Genomic DNA, 16,536 nt, shown 5'->3' with positions numbered 1-16,536 from the left:
ACTATGTGTAAATTCGTATGGATGTAGAAACCCGACAACTGCAACAACAACTCACAGATGCAGGACAGCTTCCAGAAGTACTCATCCTGAAGCCGATTACCACTTCCACCAATGATGATGTACGGGAAATTGCACAAAAAGGTGTGCAGAGTGTCTTGGTGTGTAGTACCAGACAAACGCATGGTCGAGGACAACGTCAACGGCAATGGGTATCACCCGAAGGGAACATCTATTTAAGCACATTGCTAAATTTACGAATACCTGTAAATGGGCGTTTGGCTTTAGAAGTTGCGTTAAATATCTTGCAAATGCCAAGTCTACAAGCGCTGGATTTACAAGTAAAATGGCCAAATGACTTATACAGCCCGCAGGGCAAATGGGGCGGCATCTTAATTGAGCCAATTTCTGCACAGCAAGTCATAGTTGGAGTTGGGCTTAATCTTGCTCCTGTCAGCTCACCCGTTATTGATCAAAAAACCACATCGCTGACCGAACTAGGCTTAGTATCTATTGACCGTGTGCGCCTGATTGCAGAACTTTATCTTGCTATTCAACAAGCCTGTGACTGGTTTAATCATGATTGTTATAATTTGGCCTCCCGCTTCAATCATCATGCCGCGTTTATAAAACGACCAGTTGAATTTAAACATTTTAAAGGCAGTTGTCAGGGTACTTTCTTAGGCATTCAGGATGATGGTGCGGTGCAAATTGAAACGGTACAAGGACTTAAAATTTTTTATCAGGGACGATTACGCCCTGTCGATCTTGCCGAGTCATCTTCATGAAAAATTTATGGTTAGATATTGGTAATACCCGACTCAAATACTGGATTACCGAACATCATCAGATTGTAGAGCATGCCGCTGAACTACATCTGCAATCTCCTGCCGATTTACTGTTAGGCCTGATCCAGCATTTTAAAAGCCTGAACCTGACCCATGTCGGGGTATCTTCTGTTCAGGACCAGAAAAATAATGAACGGATTCAGCAGATTTTAAAACCCCTGAATATTCCGGTGATTTTTGCCCGAGTACAGGCCGAATATGCCAGCCTGAGCTGTGGCTATGATATTCAGCAGCTCGGAATTGACCGCTGGTTGCAGGTACTAGCCGTGGCTGAAGCAGACAAAGATTTATGCGTGATTAGCTGCGGTACCGCGCTGACCATTGATCTGACCCAAGGCCATCAGCATCTGGGGGGCTATATTCTGCCCAACCTATATTTGCAGCGTGATTCGTTAATTCAGCACACCAAAGGCATCCGGATTCCAGAAGCAGCCTTTGATGACCTAAGTCCCGGCACCAATACCCTGGATGCTGTGCATCATGGCATTTTACTGGGGCTGCTCAGCAGTATTGAATATGTGATGCAGCAATCTCCGCGGCAACTTGTACTAACCGGTGGTGATGCACCCCTGTTTGCCAAATTCTTGCAACATTACCATCCATTAGTTGAGCAAGATTTATTGCTGAAAGGTTTGCAGCGCTACATCCAGCATTGCTCCACGGCCAATAAGCCTAGACGGCTTATTCCACAATAATATGAGGTAGTATCGCCTGCCAGACTTCCACCAGTTCAGTACAGCCTTGAGAGTCAATAAAATGCCCTTGATGCTGTGCCTCAATAATCTTTGCATCCAGACTGCGCGCCTGTTCTAGACTAAATTTTGGCAGTACCCGGTCATCGCCAGCCGAGTAAATTACTACCCGATGCGCAATTTGGCGCTTTAGCAAGTCAAAATCAATTTTACAAGCATCAATAAAAGGATTGACCTCGTCCAGTCGGCCCAAACGGCCATTAAAGCCGGCCACCAGCACCACCTGCTTAATTTTCTGGGTTTTCAGTTTTTTGGTTAGAAGGTGCAAAGTAGCAATACAGCCCAGACTGTGGGCAATGAAAATGGTGTTTTCGTCAATCTCATCGACCTGCTCATCCATTTGCCGCTTCCACACTCCTAGGGTTGGCGTTGGCGATGGATCTAGTCTTAACACTTTCAGACTAGCTTTTTGCTGGTCGGCATATTCTTGAATCCAAGGAAACCAGTTTTCATCCGGACTGGCGGTATAACCATGTATCACATAAATTTGTGCCATTGTTGTGCTCGCTGTTCGTTCCTGATGCACATCAGTGTGCCCGAAACAGCGCGAATTTCGGGTAAGCGTCTGTTAGGTTTTCTTAAAGATCGCGACAACACGCTTGCCTGAATAGCTTAAAAATGCAGAGCAAAAAGGCGCACTCGGCGCCTTGTTGCTTTGAATTACATACTATTTCGGTTCTTTACCGCCGAACAGCGGGCCCATACCACCGCCACCACTGAATTGCTTTTGTAAACCGCCTAGTGAACGCATCATTTTTGCCATACCCGATGGATTGGCAAATTTTTTCATCATTTTTGCCATTTGTGCATGTTGCTTGATGAGTTTATTCACTTCCGCCACCTCCATACCACAACCCGCAGCAATACGCTTTTTACGGCTTGGATTCATCAGGTCTGGGTTACGGCGTTCTTTAATGGTCATCGACTGGATAATCGCTTCCATCTTTTTCACTTGCTTTTCAGGATTGGCTTGTGCAATCGCATCTTGAATACCTGAATTGCTCATGCCAGGCAACTTGTCCAAGAAGCCCATCATGCCGCCCATTTTGTTCATTTGCTCAAACTGCATCAACATATCTTCAAAGTTGAAGCTACCGCCTTTTTGCAGTTTTTTCGCCATTTTCTCGGCTTTTTCTTTGTCAATTTTGCGTTCAACTTCTTCGACAAGAGAAAGCACGTCACCCATGCCCAGAATACGCTGTGCCACACGTTCCGGATGGAATGGCTCAAGCGCATCCAGCTTTTCACCCATCCCCAGGAACTTGATTGGCTTGCCAGTAATAGCACGAACAGAAAGCGCTGCACCACCGCGTGCATCACCATCAGTCTTGGTCAGGATCACGCCCGTTAATGGCAAGGCATCATTAAAGGCTTTGGCGGTATTTGCCGCATCCTGCCCCGTCATGGCATCCACCACGAACAAAGTTTCAGTCGGTTTAATCGCTGAATGTAATGCCTTGATTTCGTCCATCATGTCATCATCGACGTGCAAACGACCTGCAGTATCGACAATTAAAACATCAGCAAACTGGATTTTTGCCTGTTCGATCGCACGGTTGGCAATATCGACAGGGTTTTCATTGGCATTCGAGTCAAAGAAAATCGCACCTACTTCACCAGCAACTGTTTGTAGCTGTTTAATCGCTGCAGGACGGTAAACGTCGGCAGACACCATGGCGACTTTTTTCTTTTGACGTTCTTGTAAAAAACGTGCCAATTTTGCAGCTGTGGTGGTTTTACCCGCACCCTGCAAACCTGCCAACAACACTACAACTGGTGGCTTGGCAGCTAGGTCAAGGCTTTCATTGGCCTCGCCCATCATTTTTGTGAGTTCGTCATAGACAATTTTGACGAACGCCTGACCAGGCGATAACTGAGTCATCACTTCCTGACCCAATGCCTCTTCCTTAACTTTCGCGATGAATTCACGAGTTACAGGTAACGCCACATCGGCTTCAAGAAGTGCCATACGTACTTCACGTAACGTATCTTTAATATTGTCTTCGGTTAGCTGCCCTGAGCCAGTAACATTTCTTAAACTCTGCGTGAGTCGTTCTGTTAAGGTATCAAACATTGCAAATTCCGCTTAAAATAGCCATTAGCAAAAAAATGTTTCTTTAAAATAGAAAATTTATGCGCAAGATGCTATAGGATACTGTAGTTCGCATCGAATTTATATAAATGAATATTCATCATCCTGAAAAAGGTTTGACATGATCAGTCTCCCCTTGGTTTATACGATTTTAGCATTAATCGCTTATACCAGTTCTTTTTGGTATTTATTTTCATATTTAATGTCTAAACGTGCGCCAAATCACTGGTTTATTCGTTCTCTGCTCAGTTTGGGCTTATTGCTGCATGCGGCCGTGTTGTATAACGATATGTGGACGCCGATGGGGGTCAATTACAATGTGTTTAACCTGATGTCATTTACTTCAGGTTTAATGTTGTTATTGAGTGTGCTGTTTAGTACTTACCGCCCTGTGATTGCGCTGAATTTGATTGGTATTCCTGTAGCCGCCGTGGGTTTAATTACAGGATTTTCATTCAGCCAGCATAATTTATTTATTAACCAAAACTCGATTGGCTTAGACATTCATATTATTTTGTCGCTGTCTGCTTATGCCGTATTGTTGATGGCGACCATTCATGCCGTGTTAATGTGGTTTCAAAACCGCGAACTCAAAAACAAACAAAAACGTCGAGTTTGGGTAAATTTGCTGCCATCTTTGCAAGATATGGAATCTTTGCTATTTGACATGTTGATTGCAGGCTTTGCTTTACTCACAGCCGCACTAGGCTTTGGTTTCTTTACGATAGAACATTTCTTTGCACAGCATTTAGCGCATAAAACTGCCTTTAGTATAATTTCTTGGTTTGTCTATGGGGCATTGTTACTTGGACGTTATAAGTTTGGCTGGCGTGGCCAAAAAGCGATTCGCTTTACCATTATTGGTTTCTTTTTATTGGCGCTCGGTTTTATTGGTTCTAAATTTGTGTTGGAAATGATTTTGGGCAAGTAAGATATTTTTGTTTGACCTATTCAACATGTTGGATGATCAATTATTTAAGAGCCTAGTTGAGGGGGAATAAGCAGTTTAAATTAAATTGATATTTTTTTAAATTTAGAGCCCCCAACAATTGAAGTACAATCATTATTATAGTAAGTTGATATAAATAAGTTTTTTATACTCACTTATATTTTAATAGGGTCTGTTGACATTTCATAAAGGCAGCCAGAGATAAATACAAGCTTAGGAGAGTTCATGATTAACTTTGAAAGCAAATTAGAGGTATTAAGTTCAAAGCTTAAAAATTTATCCGAATCAGAAAAGGAGTGTTTACAAGATTTAAGCTTTCCATTTATCCCTAATTTCGATGAGGACTTTAATTCATCACAAAATAGAATTTTATTGGTAGGACAAGAAACTAAAGGTTGGCAGGGTAAACTAAATAAGTTTTTAGAACCAGAGTTAGATATAAAAGGTATTATTCAAAAGAGTAAGAATCGTCATATAGAGCTTTATACAGGAACAGCAGGTCAAAGTAGTTTTCTTCAGTTTATGAAACTAATTAAAACAAACAATAACAATGAATATGTTCAGTGGCTAAACTTCTATTTATTCGATTATAAAAAGAAATCCTTTAATGAGTTTAGTAAAATTACTGCGTATAAAAATGTATATGAAGAGCTGAGAAGAATGTCTATTCAGAATTTAGCTGATCAGATTTTAGAATTAAAACCTAAAGTTATTTTCTTTGTAGGGCAATATCACAACAATTTTCCTAAGCTAGAAGAATCTTTAAATCTATCTTCTAATGAAAAAATCATTCTAAAAAAATCCATTAATAAACTTACTATAAAGATATGGAATAATGAGATATTAGTATTTCGAACACCTCACCCAGCACATTTTTCATCAGTATCACAAGAAGCAAGAAAAGCAGCTCTCTGTTATTTACGCTTATTCAATAAAAGTGAAAATATTTTAGAGTTTAAAGACAAGCTGTTTTCAATTTAAAAAGAGGATAATAAGTGAAAATAGGGATCTTTTGGTACTGGAATAATCAAGTAATTGGGGTTGCTCATAACTTTAGCTTTAGTGAGGCAGACTCAATAGGGTTGATTGATAGCCCATATACACATGTTGACTATTGGAATATATTACGGAAAAAGCACTTTGAGCTACAAAACTATGAATATGAAAAAATTCCAAGAGGTCGAGTAATTTTTGATATAAACAAAGGGAAAACTATTATTTACCTAGACAAAAGTTTGTTATACAAAGCAAAAATGCAAAAAATCTATGATTTTTTTGATACAAATATTGAAAATTCCATATTAAAAAAAGATCCACATTACCGAATTTAATACCATAGACTGTTAGATCGATAAACTTTTTCTAAAATAAACATATACACTTATTAATTGGTGGAAAGTTTGAGAAAACGTCTAAAAAATTATAATATTGAAGAAGTTTAAAATCGTCAAAAAAGTATCTGAGTAAGTTTTATCTATACCGTTTAGCCGTGAGTCGCTTTATCACTGAATTCGGTGACCACCTAAGCAATCACCTTTACTTTTAATGAAAAGCAATTACACAAAATTATTTACACTCTCGTTATTTCCATATCAAATAAACAGCTTAAATACCAAAACCTTAGCTACAACCATTTCAATTCAAAACCCTTTTCCTAGACATCCTCAATAAAAAAACGTATAACTCCACTTTTGTTTGAACTGGCAGCATCTTGTGAAACTGATTCTTGCACCCATGGAAGGCTTAACCGACCCCATCATGCGTGATGTACTCACGTCTGTAGGCAGTTTTGACTGGTGTGTGACAGAGTTTATTCGGGTCACAGACAGCATTCTGCCAGATCATACCTACCACAGCTATTGCCCAGAACTACTCACCAACGGCAAAACCGCTGCAGGTACACCTGTGCATGTTCAGTTTTTAGGAAATAATCCTGAAATGTTAGCAGCCAATGCAGCCAAAGCTGCGGCTATGGGCGCTCCTGCCATTGATATGAACTTTGGCTGCCCCGCCAAAACCGTCAATCGGCATCGAGGCGGTTCAGTCTTACTCGATGAACCCGAAGTGGTATATGAACTGGTTAAAGCGGTGCGTGATGCCGTTCCTGCTCATATTCCAGTGTCTGCCAAAATGCGTTTAGGTTATATGGATCGGAACTTCATGCTAGAAAATGCGCACGCCATTGAAGATGCAGGCGCAGCATGGGTCACAGTACACGCCCGCACCAAAGCCGATGGCTATACACCTCCTGCGTTTTGGGATCAACTGCGCCCGATTCGTGAAGCATTGAAGATTAACGTCATCGCCAATGGCGAAATTTGGAACAATACCGATGCCAAACAATGCCAATTAGAATCGGGCTGTGAAGATTTAATGATTGGTCGTGGTGCAGTCACCACCCCAGATTTGACCCAATGTATTCGTCAAAACTCAGACCAACCTTTGCTAAGTTGGCAAGATTTGCTGCAACTGCAAATTCGCTTTATTCACGGCCCTGCCAAAACAGAAATTGGGATGCTGGGACGTTATAAACAATGGCTTGGTATGATGTCGAAACATTATCCCGAAGCCAAAGCTTTGTGGGATGAAATCAAGCGTCTGAAAAAACTGGATGAAATCATTGAAAAATTGGTCGCGCACACGACTTAAACAGTGAATCTATTAAACTTAAGATTTATCTAAAAAATTTCAGCTTTTATTGGTGGACATTATCTATTCAAGCTTACTGACAAAGCTTGGCATTTCCCACGCACTGCCTGCAAAACCTTTGCATTGTCCTGCATCAAACTGATAGCTTTTGACAAACTGCTGACCATTCCACGCCCATTCAATTTGACTAAAACAATCGCCAATTCCACGCCCTTTTTGATATGCAAAAATCTGTCCGTTGCTGAACTCTGAAGCAGAATCGGTTACAAATTGCTGTATCTTTTGCAATTTTTTATCCATGACCCAATAAGCCACACCCCAATTATAAGCCCCTCGCCAACAATTTGCCTCAACCAACACCCTATCCTGATTTAAGGGATAAGTATGAATTTGCTGTTCAGCTTGTTCAGGTTCAAACAGCATATAACAATCTTCACGATCTACGGTTTTTTGTAAAATCGGATATAACTTTTCTGCACTGGCTGCACTAAGCAGCTGAGCTTTGGCAGTTCGGTATTGAGGCTGCATGCGAATATTGATTTTAGTCATCGCTTGCGCTTTTAAAACCTGTGTGGATGTCTGATTGCCTTTTGCCAATATTGCAGAATCTGTGCCCACACGCTTTTGAAATTCATCCATTTTTAACAATACCGCACTCATGCCTGCACCAGACAATTTCCAGCGTTGTTGAGCATGTTTCAACTCTATTACCACATGCTGACGCGCGTGTGCCAACAGCTTTTGCACACTGGCAGCAGATAAATGGGCGATACGTTCATGAAAGTTTAATTGTTGCAAAACACGCCCATTTAAAAATAAAGTCGCTTGAGCAATATCTTCCTGAATTTGCAATTGCCCTTGTACAGCAGTCTTTGCACCTGCTTGACGGGTCAATAGCATACTCATCGGTTGTTCAAAATCATCATCGCTTTGGTATCCTGCGGCACGGCAGGTTCCTGTATTATCACAAGCCAACTCCCAATCTTGATGCTGAAAATACAATCCTTGTAAAGCAGTCGACTGGCTTGAAGCAATCGTTTTATCAGTAGTGAAGGGTGCAGCAAAAATACTAACGCTACCTATCAAACCACTGATCGCCAGCAACATTTTTAGATTGCATCTGAAATTCATGATCTTCACAACTCCTGAAATGATCATCTATGATTTAACGGCTTCATCCAGCCTAAATTTAGCATCTTGCCTACTCTTCTTAATAAAAAACACGCCAGAGCATGCTTTTCTAATACAATTGAACATCAAGATTTTCTGTAAAAGATTACGATTCCTGCGTTAAATCCTTGACCGTGGCACTTGCGCCATTCGTTTTCACCGACTCAATTCCTTTGTCACGTGATTGTTCAGAAGTATAAAGCTGACTTGTCCCAATAATTAGATGATTAACAACTTTTAAATTAAAATAGGGCTTACCATTCTTAGATGTCAGTCGATCATAACGTGCATCATCCTGACTATTCTTTTGTACTGAAGCGATGCCATTTTTAGCAGAAGCTTGTGCCTTATATTATTCACTGGTTAAGATAATTTCGCCATTGCCCGCTTTAAGTTCAAAGCGGTACTGAACATTGCTTGCTTATGAAATCTCAAACCATCCAGACATAACTATTGCCCCCAGTTTTCTTGGGAGTGGTGAAGTATATTGTTCAATGATGCTAGCAATTATATTGTCTAAAAACTATTCTTTTCTCTAGAAGATAAAGAGCTTAGGTAAAAGAAAGCAGTATTAATTTTGTACATTCTTAAAGTTATTCTTGCTCAATTTGAATCATAATATACTTAAATAAACCCCAAAATGCGCAGGTCACTCAAGTTGCCTGCGCTATTGAAATCTATTTAACTTAAGCTTTTTTCACATATTCAGATTTTAATTTCATAGCACCCATGCCATCAATCTTACAATCAATGTCATGACCATCTGCTGCCTCTGGAATTAAGCGAATATTTTTCACTTTGGTCCCTACTTTTACAGCAGCCGAAGAACCTTTAATTTTCAGGTCTTTAATCACAGTTACCGTGTCACCATCTGCCAACACGTTGCCATTTGCATCTTTAATCACAGCAGCAGTTTCTTCAAGCTGTTCCCCTTCTTTCCACTCATGTGAGCATTCAGGACAAATCAGTAGGTCGCCATCTTGATAAGTGTATTCTGATTGGCATTTTGGGCAATTCGGCAAAGACATAAAAAACCTCAAAAACTATATTATAGCATTTTTTATTTAATTTTCATCAACTTAAAAGCCTTACAAAGCATAAGGATAATGCATAGAATCATACGATGGATTTTTAATCCATTGATGTTAAAGATTGCTCCAAAACATGCTTTAACACCACCACATGATTGTGCTGCTCATCTTTGGCTGCTGTGACTAAAGTAACTTTCTGTTGCTGTGCCAATTCAGTTAAAGCCTGTACTGCAGCGTGTTGTTGGGCTAATTCAGCTGTATAACGCTGCTGAAACTCATTCCAATGTTGCTCAGGGTTTTGATGATACCATTTGCGCAGTTCAGTCGAGGGCGTAATTTCTTTGGGCCATAAGTCAATACGAGCACGTTCTTTACTCACACCACGCGGCCATAAACGATCAACCAGCACCCGTGTTCCATCTGCTTGAGTCGCTTCAAGATAAGCGCGTTTGATTGCAATATCCATATTTGCACCTCTGCATCTTTCATGATGTCTTCATCAGTGCCAGAGTTTTAGGCAGCAGATTATGTATTAAAAATAAAAAAGCATGTGATCAACACATGCTTTTCAGATAACCGATTTAATCTTCGTAATCGTCTTCGTCTTCATCATCGTAGACGTAAGCCATACAGCCCCAACCATCGTATTCACCGCCATGTTCTTCAGCAATTTTAGTGAACCATTGTTCTAAATCAACAATGTCTGAATACTCTGGTTCCATGTAAACATAAATGGTAATGATCCATTCAACGGCATCAGATTCTTCATCTTGAAATAATGAAATTTTTTGTTCTTCGGCCAACAAATACAAAGCACATTTTTCAGCTTGTTCTTGTGTGGTAAATGCGATGGAGTACTCAATCTCATGTGGCTCTGTCAGGTCATCCCCATCTTCATGCATTTGCCAAAGTACATTGCCATTATCATCATCAGGGAATTGTTCATAGTCACGTGTCATGCGAATGTCCTTGTTATCTTTTTAGCCAATATATATTTGGCAAGTGACAAAATAGTGAATTCAAGATAGCATAAATTTACTCGAAGGACTCAGCTTTCATTTCGTTATACACTGACTTTAGTCTGAAACACCCAAAAGCTTGTTTTTAGACACCGCAATTGCTCTAAGTATTTGCCGCCAGTTTAATTTGTGGCGTCTGACAAGAGCTTTTCTGTTTAAATGCCAACAGCAAAGCGGCAAACTTTAATTCTTCTTGTCGAAGTGTCAAATAAGAGTCCAGAATTTTTGCGTGTCCAAATGCAGCCGCATAATGATTCAGCAAAGTAAAATCATCCTGCAAAGCTTGAAGTGATTCAGCCAAATTATGTTCAGTCAGCTGCGCCAAATATAAATCTGCTTTGCTATTAAATGCTTGAGTCAGTAACGTCATTGCCGCTAGACGGCGTTGCTCATCGACAAAAGCACAATGCGCAACTTCTTGATTTTTGACTGCATCTTGAATCTTGTGTCGTACTTGCTGCAAGTGTTGTGCTGTATCACTGTAGCCATAACCTTCAATCAGATCATCCAATAGCTGCTGAGCAGGCAACTGAAAATCAGGCGTATGATTTTCAATTTTATGATACAGCGCGGTCATAATCTGTTCGAGTTGCTGACGTTCTTCAACCAAGTTATAAAAAGCACCCAATTGATCTTGTGCAGTTTTAAGCATTTTGGCTTTGGTTTTTTGCTCATGCTCGGCTAAAAAATCTCGGACTTTTTCAACTTGTTGCTTGCACTGCTCCCGCGTATTTTCCGCTTCGGATTTAACCATTTCTACAAACATTTCAACTTGTTGGCGACGTTCTAATACATATTTCTCAACGTCTAAAATATGTTGATAGTTCTGCAAGGTTTCTAAACGACCTTTTAAACTGCCTATTTCAATGCGTAGCACAGCCAGCTGATGCTCTAATTCATTACTTTCCAACTCATCGGACGCTAAATTGGAGCGAGTGCGGTCTAAATTGCTTTGTAAAGATTGAATGCTGGCAGATAACTCACGGCTACGCTGAGATTGCCAAAAAATAATCACCACCAATACAATAATGATTGCAGCCAATATATACAGCATATAACTATACAGCATATGACTCTACCCCGCATTGGTCTGCCAGATGCTGAAAAGTCATCTTCAGTTTTAAAGACGCTTTCTAACCCGCTTTGACAGCCCACCACACTCAAAAACACAAAATTTTAAAACAGCGAGTCATTCACCTCCTTCATTTATGCCAAGGCAAATGAATAACTAAAGCTCTAAGGATACGTTAGCGAGTTAGCGGCACGAAGACTATCCCAATTTTTGAGTATTTTCACAAAAAAATTGAAAAATATGCGCCTGTTAGAAAATTAAATCCGAAAATCCCTAAAAAGGAAGCTGTGCTCGAATTGCAACAGGAACTTGGCTTAAAGGTTGCGTGAAAGCCAAATAACTGGCATGCAGCGCCATCCGACCTAAAGTACTTTTTTTCGGTTCAGGATGATATAACTTATCGCCTGTAATGGGATGTCCAATATATTGCATGTGTACCCGTAACTGATGCGAACGCCCTGTGATTGGGGTGAGCAAAACACGGGTAATATCTTCAACCGCACAATATTCCAAAGCTTGATACAGCGTTTGCGCAGGTTTACCTAAATCAAAATGCACAATTTGGCGTGGACGGTTTTCCCAGTCAGTAATTAAAGGCACATCGACACTGCCCTCACCTTCAAGTTTGCCTTGAATTAAAGCAATGTAGTTTTTTTCTACTGTTCGTGCCTGAAACATTTTACTCAATGCGACTTCTGCATCACGATGCTTGGCAAACATGAGAATACCTGAGGTGGCCATGTCTAAACGATGGGCAATTTTTGCCTGAGGATAATTTGCKAGCACTCTTAAATATGCGCTGTCTTGATGTTGAGGCAAACGTCCAGGCACAGACAATAAACCTGCAGGCTTATCAATCACCAGTAAATCGTCATCTTCATAGACAATTACTAACGGATCTTGTGGAGGTGCGTAAATAAAGTTGTCGTTTAAAGCCATGAACTACAGCACGCAAAGTGGTGCGGGCAAAATATCAAGCACAACCCGAGCTGTCAATTCAGTCGGGCGATGTGCTTTTTTATGTAAAATTTAGATTTTTAATTGGCTTAGTCTGCCAAACTTAGTCTGCTAAATAGTATTCCACCGTAGACACCACACGAACTTTTTTCAAATAAGGGGTATTGCTGTCACGGTCTTCAAGACTAAATACACCCTGATTGGCCGATTTAATTTTGCCTAAACGACTATCAGAATCTGCAGCAAACTTTTCTGCAACACTGCGGGCATTTTGTGTGGCTTGCTCAATCATGGCAGGTTTAATGTCATTAAGTTGGGTATATAAATATTCGGTGCGTTGCCCATAATCTTCACCACCAAAGGCTATTCCATTTTTACCTAAATCGACCAAGCGGCTTTGTGCGCTGCGCACTTTATCAATATTTTTGGTATAGACCGTAATGGTTTGATGTGCGGTATAACGTAAAGCGACATTGCCATCGCCTCCATATTGCTGGGCATATTTATCGGTAATTACAGGTGCTGCAATAGTCATTTCTTCAGGGCTAAAACCTTCATTTTTTAAAAAGTTTTGAATTTGAGAGGTTTGGCTTTGCATGGTGTCATATAACGCTGCCAAGTCTTGACTGGCTGTACTAAAACGAATTGGCCATACCGCCACATTGGCTTTTACTTCACGCTCAGACAAACCTTTGACTGAAACCACACGCTCATATTGTTTAATTGTAAGTGCGCTATTGCCCAAAATCCAACCTGCGAGCACCATCCCCAAACAAATTAGACCGCCTAAAATCAGTGCAGGTTTAAATTGATTCATGTTTACCAACTCCTCAAATTGCGGGCTTTTCGCCTCTATTTCGATGACCGTGTGTTTTTAATGTACTGTTTAAAGCGATGTTTCTATGCTTTTCGATGCTTGTTTATCGAGTTTTAAATTAAGGTCGCATCATATACAGCGCGATAAGTGGCGCGATATTCAATAGCAATACCCCAATTTTATAGACTGCCATGCCACCATAATGAATGGCATCAAAACTTGCATCTGACAGTTTGAACCATCTGCCATGTAACTGTCGAAGCCAGTCATGCGCGAAAATCACCACCACAAACCACAGCATTAAAATGGCATAGTTAATCAGTGCGCAGGTCAGTAATAAACGACACCAAAAATCGTAATCAACACTCATATCCCACCTAATTAGATGTGGATGATCATTACAAATTAACAGATTTAAACGAAAAACTTGATGGGAGTTTTGTAGCGGAAAGATGGTTTAAAATTCATTTAAGTTATTATTTTTTCTTAATTTTATTTCTTAATCTTGTTTTATTTTTTATATTTTTAACAATGTTCTTTAGGGTGTTAGGGAAAACAACTGTGGTTTACTTCAACTATCATGCTGGATAAGTCATGATCTTATAGCCTATAAACTTCTGATTTATAGCGTCCTAAGCCGAATCGAGACCTTTTGGGTAAGTACTACACGCACGTTGTACGCAACTGGTAGCAATCTACTCTTTTCGATCCCCATCACACCCTTGAGATATATAGTAGTGATTTGAGGATGGGATTGTTTCCCCGAAATGATTTTATTTTGATTTATTTTTAAAATTTTTATCACTTTTTAAGTTATATTTTAAAAAATTTCCCAAATAGGCATTTTTTATGCGCACAAACCATCAAATAAAGCTTAAATATTAAATTTATTACCACACTTATTTTTGAATATTTTCAAACTGACCAAAAATCTATGTGGACGATTCAACAACTTTCTTTTTGCCTCGAATCCAGCGAATCGCCCAAATTAAAGCAATAACCACCACAAACACCACCAATACAGGCACAACGAAAGACAACACTGAAAGTACGGCAGCCCCAATCCACTCTCCTGTTGAAATTACAGGATTCGCAACACCGCCTGTGGTTGCCGTTGATACACCACGCACCGCCACTGTGCTCATTTGCACAACACCTGCTGTACCGCCACCGACAATAATGGCTGAAGCCCAACTGGTAAATTGCGACATTTCACCACTACTTACAGCCATTGTGGTGAGTGTACCTGCAATCATGGCAGCAGGTGTTGCCACGGTATCGAGTAAATTATCGACCCACGGCACATAATACGCAGCAATTTCACTGATTGTTGCCACAGTCAAAGCCAGACAAACCGCAGGCATTGCCAACCATTCAAAACCTTTTAAAGGTTCAAACCAACCCATGAGCGCCGCAACACTCATGACCAGCAAAGGCACAAAAACCCGAAAACCACTGGCAGCACTTAGCCCAATGCCGACACATAAACCGAGTATTGTTTCCATGTTCTACCTCATTGCCTTGGGTTTTCTATGGCTAAAATAGCAAAAAGCCCCATCGGGTGATAGGGCTTTAGATTAAAACAGGATCTGCTGTTTTATGTCGTGTAGCTTAGGCAACCTTGTTGTTATATTGGGTGCCATGGCATTTGGTACACGGGGGTAAACGGTCTGTACCAATTTCTAAGTAAACGCGATGCCCGCATTGGACACAAAAATAGAAGCCTGTTCCTGGTTTATCACCTGCAGTTACCATCTTTGTTCTCCGTGTGGTTTAGAAATGGTCAATCCAGTATATCTATTCTGTGATGATTGTCTATTGTCCATTTTGACAGGTGATGAGGGCAGTTGAGCGAAGGATGATTTTGTTAGAAAATTAAGTCAGGTTTACAAAGATTTGATTATCAATGACCCTTCTTACTGACTCCTTGATAAACTCATATTTAAAAAAATATGTACTGTTTACGTTGCACAATAAATCATTGGAAAGATTCCAGCATCTTTAGCCGCATGAGAAAATGAAGATAAAATCCATAACCATTGAGTAATATGCCCTCCCACTTTATGTCCTTGTTGTAATTTTCTCAGTTCTATTTCTATATTAGATTTTGAAATAAAATTACAACTCAGGATACACTTCCTATGTAATTTTGGATTTTTTAAAATTAAATCAATATCTTGCTCAAGATTACCAGAACTCTTTCGGATTCTAGAAATATTTGTTTGAACTCCTTCGCCTTTCCCATTAGCTCCTTTTCCACTCTTATAAAATTTTGCTAAACTATTAGAACTTTTAGAAACTATTTGCTTACTAGTAAAGTGCATATTTCCAAGGTTTTTAATTCCTTGACCTACTACATCTTGCAGTTGGCTCGCAGAATTTGTTCTTTCTTTTGAATATTTTGAATGTATAAAACTAATACTATATTCTTTATTGTTAATTACTAAATGATCAGCCCATTCATCACCTAAATCATCACAAAAAATATAGTCATCCTTTGAATGTAATTTTTCAACAAAGTGAAACATTGAGTCTTTACTAAAATGTGTTTGACCAGATTTGAAGGTACCCTTTTCCGATCGAATTTTATCTATATCCTTTTGGGGATGAAGCATAGCTAAAATAGATTCTATTTCAGATGTTCCAGATACATCCTCAAAACAGTTATCCATACAATACATAAAGTGAGGATCATCGAAAGTAAGACAAAATAAACCTTTTTTATTAATATAATTTAATAGGCTTTCCATCTTACTATTCTCTTCAATTTTAAATTTTCTAAGCAATTTAGATGCAATAGATAAAGTTCTCTGGTAATACCCCCATTTTTAATTGAATTAATGGGTAGAAAATCTAAAGCCTTGTTATTGTTTAAAAATAGGTGGACTGATCCTAGACAGTATCGTGGACAACCAGCCCCTCTAAACTTTTAATATATTTCTGTTCAAAGGCTTCTGGACTTAACCAGCCGTTTGCAGAATGTCTTCTGACTCGATTGTAATAAATTTCAATATAGTCAAACAAGACAGCATTCGCTTCTTTTCGAGTCGAAAACACACTGCCATGTACCACATGACCTTTTAATGTATGAAAGAAGCTTTCAGTCACTGCATTATCCCAACAGTTTCCACGTCTAGACATACTCTGAGTACAATCATTTTTCAGTAACAGCGCTCTAAAATC

At 39.7% G+C, this 16,536-nt stretch carries 20 protein-coding genes and 1 pseudogene; 6 read left to right on the top strand and 15 right to left on the bottom strand.

The genetic code is table 11. The features are described 5' to 3' along the window. Positions 1 to 17 precede the first annotated feature (17 nt). Positions 18 to 785: a biotin--[acetyl-CoA-carboxylase] ligase gene (locus BJN41_RS02455; protein ID WP_070152944.1), complete on the top strand. Its 768-nt coding sequence runs from the start codon at positions 18 to 20 to the stop codon at positions 783 to 785. Beyond that, complete coding sequence (locus BJN41_RS02450) at positions 782 to 1,540, top strand: type III pantothenate kinase (protein ID WP_070152941.1); 759 nt, start codon at positions 782 to 784, stop codon at positions 1,538 to 1,540. The genes BJN41_RS02455 and BJN41_RS02450 overlap by 4 nt, the downstream gene beginning before the upstream one ends. Here the strand turns inward: BJN41_RS02450 and BJN41_RS02445 are convergent. Continuing rightward, positions 1,527 to 2,093 carry an RBBP9/YdeN family alpha/beta hydrolase gene (locus tag BJN41_RS02445; protein WP_070152938.1) on the bottom strand — a complete coding sequence of 189 codons (567 nt, stop codon included), beginning with the start codon at positions 2,091 to 2,093 and terminating at the stop codon, positions 1,527 to 1,529. The two genes, BJN41_RS02450 and BJN41_RS02445, sit on opposite strands and share 14 nt — an antisense overlap. Before the next feature lie 171 nt (positions 2,094 to 2,264). Then, positions 2,265 to 3,671 (bottom strand): signal recognition particle protein, encoded by a 1,407-nt coding sequence (gene ffh, locus BJN41_RS02440; RefSeq protein WP_070152935.1) that lies wholly within the window; start codon positions 3,669 to 3,671, stop codon positions 2,265 to 2,267. Positions 3,672 to 3,810: 139 nt separating this feature from the next. Here ffh and BJN41_RS02435 point away from each other — a divergent pair, with 139 nt between their 5' ends. The 4 genes from BJN41_RS02435 to BJN41_RS02420 all read left to right on the top strand — a co-directional run bounded on the left by BJN41_RS02435 (position 3,811) and on the right by BJN41_RS02420 (position 7,287). Next, positions 3,811 to 4,620: an inner membrane protein YpjD gene (locus BJN41_RS02435; RefSeq protein ID WP_070152932.1), complete on the top strand. Its 810-nt coding sequence runs from the start codon at positions 3,811 to 3,813 to the stop codon at positions 4,618 to 4,620. Positions 4,621 to 4,863: 243 nt separating this feature from the next. Then, entirely contained in the window at positions 4,864 to 5,619 is a 756-nt protein-coding gene (locus BJN41_RS02430; protein WP_070152930.1) for a hypothetical protein, read from the top strand. Between the two features lie 14 nt (positions 5,620 to 5,633). Then, on the top strand, positions 5,634 to 5,969 hold the full coding sequence (locus BJN41_RS02425) for a hypothetical protein (protein WP_070152927.1): 336 nt from the start codon (positions 5,634 to 5,636) through the stop codon (positions 5,967 to 5,969). Between the two features lie 382 nt (positions 5,970 to 6,351). Further along, complete coding sequence (locus tag BJN41_RS02420) at positions 6,352 to 7,287, top strand: tRNA dihydrouridine synthase (protein ID WP_201787565.1); 936 nt, start codon at positions 6,352 to 6,354, stop codon at positions 7,285 to 7,287. A gap of 63 nt (positions 7,288 to 7,350) precedes the next feature. Here BJN41_RS02420 and BJN41_RS02415 read toward each other — a convergent pair whose 3' ends face one another. From BJN41_RS02415 to BJN41_RS02365, 13 genes and pseudogenes are all read right to left on the bottom strand, one after another. After that, positions 7,351 to 8,418: a DUF1176 domain-containing protein gene (locus BJN41_RS02415; protein ID WP_074964442.1), complete on the bottom strand. Its 1,068-nt coding sequence runs from the start codon at positions 8,416 to 8,418 to the stop codon at positions 7,351 to 7,353. 145 nt (positions 8,419 to 8,563) lie between these two features. Further along, a pseudogene (locus tag BJN41_RS14570) lies at positions 8,564 to 8,905 on the bottom strand (YegP family protein). Positions 8,906 to 9,143: 238 nt separating this feature from the next. Beyond that, on the bottom strand, positions 9,144 to 9,485 hold the full coding sequence (locus BJN41_RS02410; RefSeq protein WP_070152924.1) for a zinc ribbon domain-containing protein YjdM: 342 nt from the start codon (positions 9,483 to 9,485) through the stop codon (positions 9,144 to 9,146). Positions 9,486 to 9,588: 103 nt separating this feature from the next. Further along, complete coding sequence (locus tag BJN41_RS02405) at positions 9,589 to 9,954, bottom strand: DUF488 domain-containing protein (protein ID WP_070152920.1); 366 nt, start codon at positions 9,952 to 9,954, stop codon at positions 9,589 to 9,591. 115 nt (positions 9,955 to 10,069) lie between these two features. Continuing rightward, on the bottom strand, positions 10,070 to 10,447 hold the full coding sequence (locus tag BJN41_RS02400) for a ribonuclease E inhibitor RraB (protein WP_019837763.1): 378 nt from the start codon (positions 10,445 to 10,447) through the stop codon (positions 10,070 to 10,072). 163 nt (positions 10,448 to 10,610) lie between these two features. Further along, positions 10,611 to 11,576 (bottom strand): DUF5660 family protein, encoded by a 966-nt coding sequence (locus BJN41_RS02395; protein WP_081406271.1) that lies wholly within the window; start codon positions 11,574 to 11,576, stop codon positions 10,611 to 10,613. Positions 11,577 to 11,852: 276 nt separating this feature from the next. Continuing rightward, complete coding sequence (locus tag BJN41_RS02390; RefSeq protein ID WP_070152914.1) at positions 11,853 to 12,518, bottom strand: RluA family pseudouridine synthase; 666 nt, start codon at positions 12,516 to 12,518, stop codon at positions 11,853 to 11,855. 121 nt (positions 12,519 to 12,639) lie between these two features. Beyond that, entirely contained in the window at positions 12,640 to 13,353 is a 714-nt protein-coding gene (locus BJN41_RS02385) for an SIMPL domain-containing protein (protein WP_070152911.1), read from the bottom strand. Between the two features lie 118 nt (positions 13,354 to 13,471). Beyond that, complete coding sequence (locus BJN41_RS02380; RefSeq protein ID WP_004972400.1) at positions 13,472 to 13,723, bottom strand: DUF6868 family protein; 252 nt, start codon at positions 13,721 to 13,723, stop codon at positions 13,472 to 13,474. 562 nt (positions 13,724 to 14,285) lie between these two features. Beyond that, the gene (locus BJN41_RS02375) at positions 14,286 to 14,858 is read right to left on the bottom strand and encodes a DUF4126 domain-containing protein (protein WP_070152908.1); all 573 of its coding nucleotides are present in this window, start codon (positions 14,856 to 14,858) and stop codon (positions 14,286 to 14,288) included. Between the two features lie 106 nt (positions 14,859 to 14,964). Beyond that, positions 14,965 to 15,108, bottom strand: a complete 144-nt coding sequence (locus tag BJN41_RS14565; RefSeq protein WP_004972403.1) for a zinc ribbon-containing protein — start codon at positions 15,106 to 15,108, stop codon at positions 14,965 to 14,967. A 206-nt stretch (positions 15,109 to 15,314) separates the two neighbouring features. After that, positions 15,315 to 16,103 carry a hypothetical protein gene (locus BJN41_RS02370; RefSeq protein WP_227515205.1) on the bottom strand — a complete coding sequence of 263 codons (789 nt, stop codon included), beginning with the start codon at positions 16,101 to 16,103 and terminating at the stop codon, positions 15,315 to 15,317. A 142-nt stretch (positions 16,104 to 16,245) separates the two neighbouring features. After that, positions 16,246 to 16,536, bottom strand: a 291-nt coding sequence (locus tag BJN41_RS02365; protein ID WP_141730355.1) for an IS3 family transposase, incomplete at its 5' end; no start/stop codon positions are given.

Source organism: Acinetobacter towneri (assembly GCF_001758345.1).
In the GTDB taxonomy this organism is placed as follows: domain Bacteria; phylum Pseudomonadota; class Gammaproteobacteria; order Pseudomonadales; family Moraxellaceae; genus Acinetobacter; species Acinetobacter towneri_A.
This window is presented reverse-complemented; position numbering and strand designations above follow the sequence as displayed.

What these genes read in the sequence shown, in the direction of transcription:
- BJN41_RS02455 (WP_070152944.1), top strand. Translation starts at nt 18, where the DNA reads ATGGATGTAGAAACCCGACAACTGCAACAACAACTCACAGATGCAGGA.
- BJN41_RS02450 (WP_070152941.1), top strand. Translation starts at nt 782, where the DNA reads ATGAAAAATTTATGGTTAGATATTGGTAATACCCGACTCAAATACTGG.
- BJN41_RS02445 (WP_070152938.1), bottom strand. Translation starts at nt 2,093, where the DNA reads ATGGCACAAATTTATGTGATACATGGTTATACCGCCAGTCCGGATGAA.
- ffh (WP_070152935.1), bottom strand. Translation starts at nt 3,671, where the DNA reads ATGTTTGATACCTTAACAGAACGACTCACGCAGAGTTTAAGAAATGTT.
- BJN41_RS02435 (WP_070152932.1), top strand. Translation starts at nt 3,811, where the DNA reads ATGATCAGTCTCCCCTTGGTTTATACGATTTTAGCATTAATCGCTTAT.
- BJN41_RS02430 (WP_070152930.1), top strand. Translation starts at nt 4,864, where the DNA reads ATGATTAACTTTGAAAGCAAATTAGAGGTATTAAGTTCAAAGCTTAAA.
- BJN41_RS02415 (WP_074964442.1), bottom strand. Translation starts at nt 8,418, where the DNA reads ATGAATTTCAGATGCAATCTAAAAATGTTGCTGGCGATCAGTGGTTTG.
- BJN41_RS02410 (WP_070152924.1), bottom strand. Translation starts at nt 9,485, where the DNA reads ATGTCTTTGCCGAATTGCCCAAAATGCCAATCAGAATACACTTATCAA.
- BJN41_RS02405 (WP_070152920.1), bottom strand. Translation starts at nt 9,954, where the DNA reads ATGGATATTGCAATCAAACGCGCTTATCTTGAAGCGACTCAAGCAGAT.
- BJN41_RS02400 (WP_019837763.1), bottom strand. Translation starts at nt 10,447, where the DNA reads ATGACACGTGACTATGAACAATTCCCTGATGATGATAATGGCAATGTA.
- BJN41_RS02395 (WP_081406271.1), bottom strand. Translation starts at nt 11,576, where the DNA reads ATGCTGTATAGTTATATGCTGTATATATTGGCTGCAATCATTATTGTA.
- BJN41_RS02385 (WP_070152911.1), bottom strand. Translation starts at nt 13,353, where the DNA reads ATGAATCAATTTAAACCTGCACTGATTTTAGGCGGTCTAATTTGTTTG.
- BJN41_RS02380 (WP_004972400.1), bottom strand. Translation starts at nt 13,723, where the DNA reads ATGAGTGTTGATTACGATTTTTGGTGTCGTTTATTACTGACCTGCGCA.
- BJN41_RS02375 (WP_070152908.1), bottom strand. Translation starts at nt 14,858, where the DNA reads ATGGAAACAATACTCGGTTTATGTGTCGGCATTGGGCTAAGTGCTGCC.
- BJN41_RS14565 (WP_004972403.1), bottom strand. Translation starts at nt 15,108, where the DNA reads ATGGTAACTGCAGGTGATAAACCAGGAACAGGCTTCTATTTTTGTGTC.
- BJN41_RS02370 (WP_227515205.1), bottom strand. Translation starts at nt 16,103, where the DNA reads ATGGAAAGCCTATTAAATTATATTAATAAAAAAGGTTTATTTTGTCTT.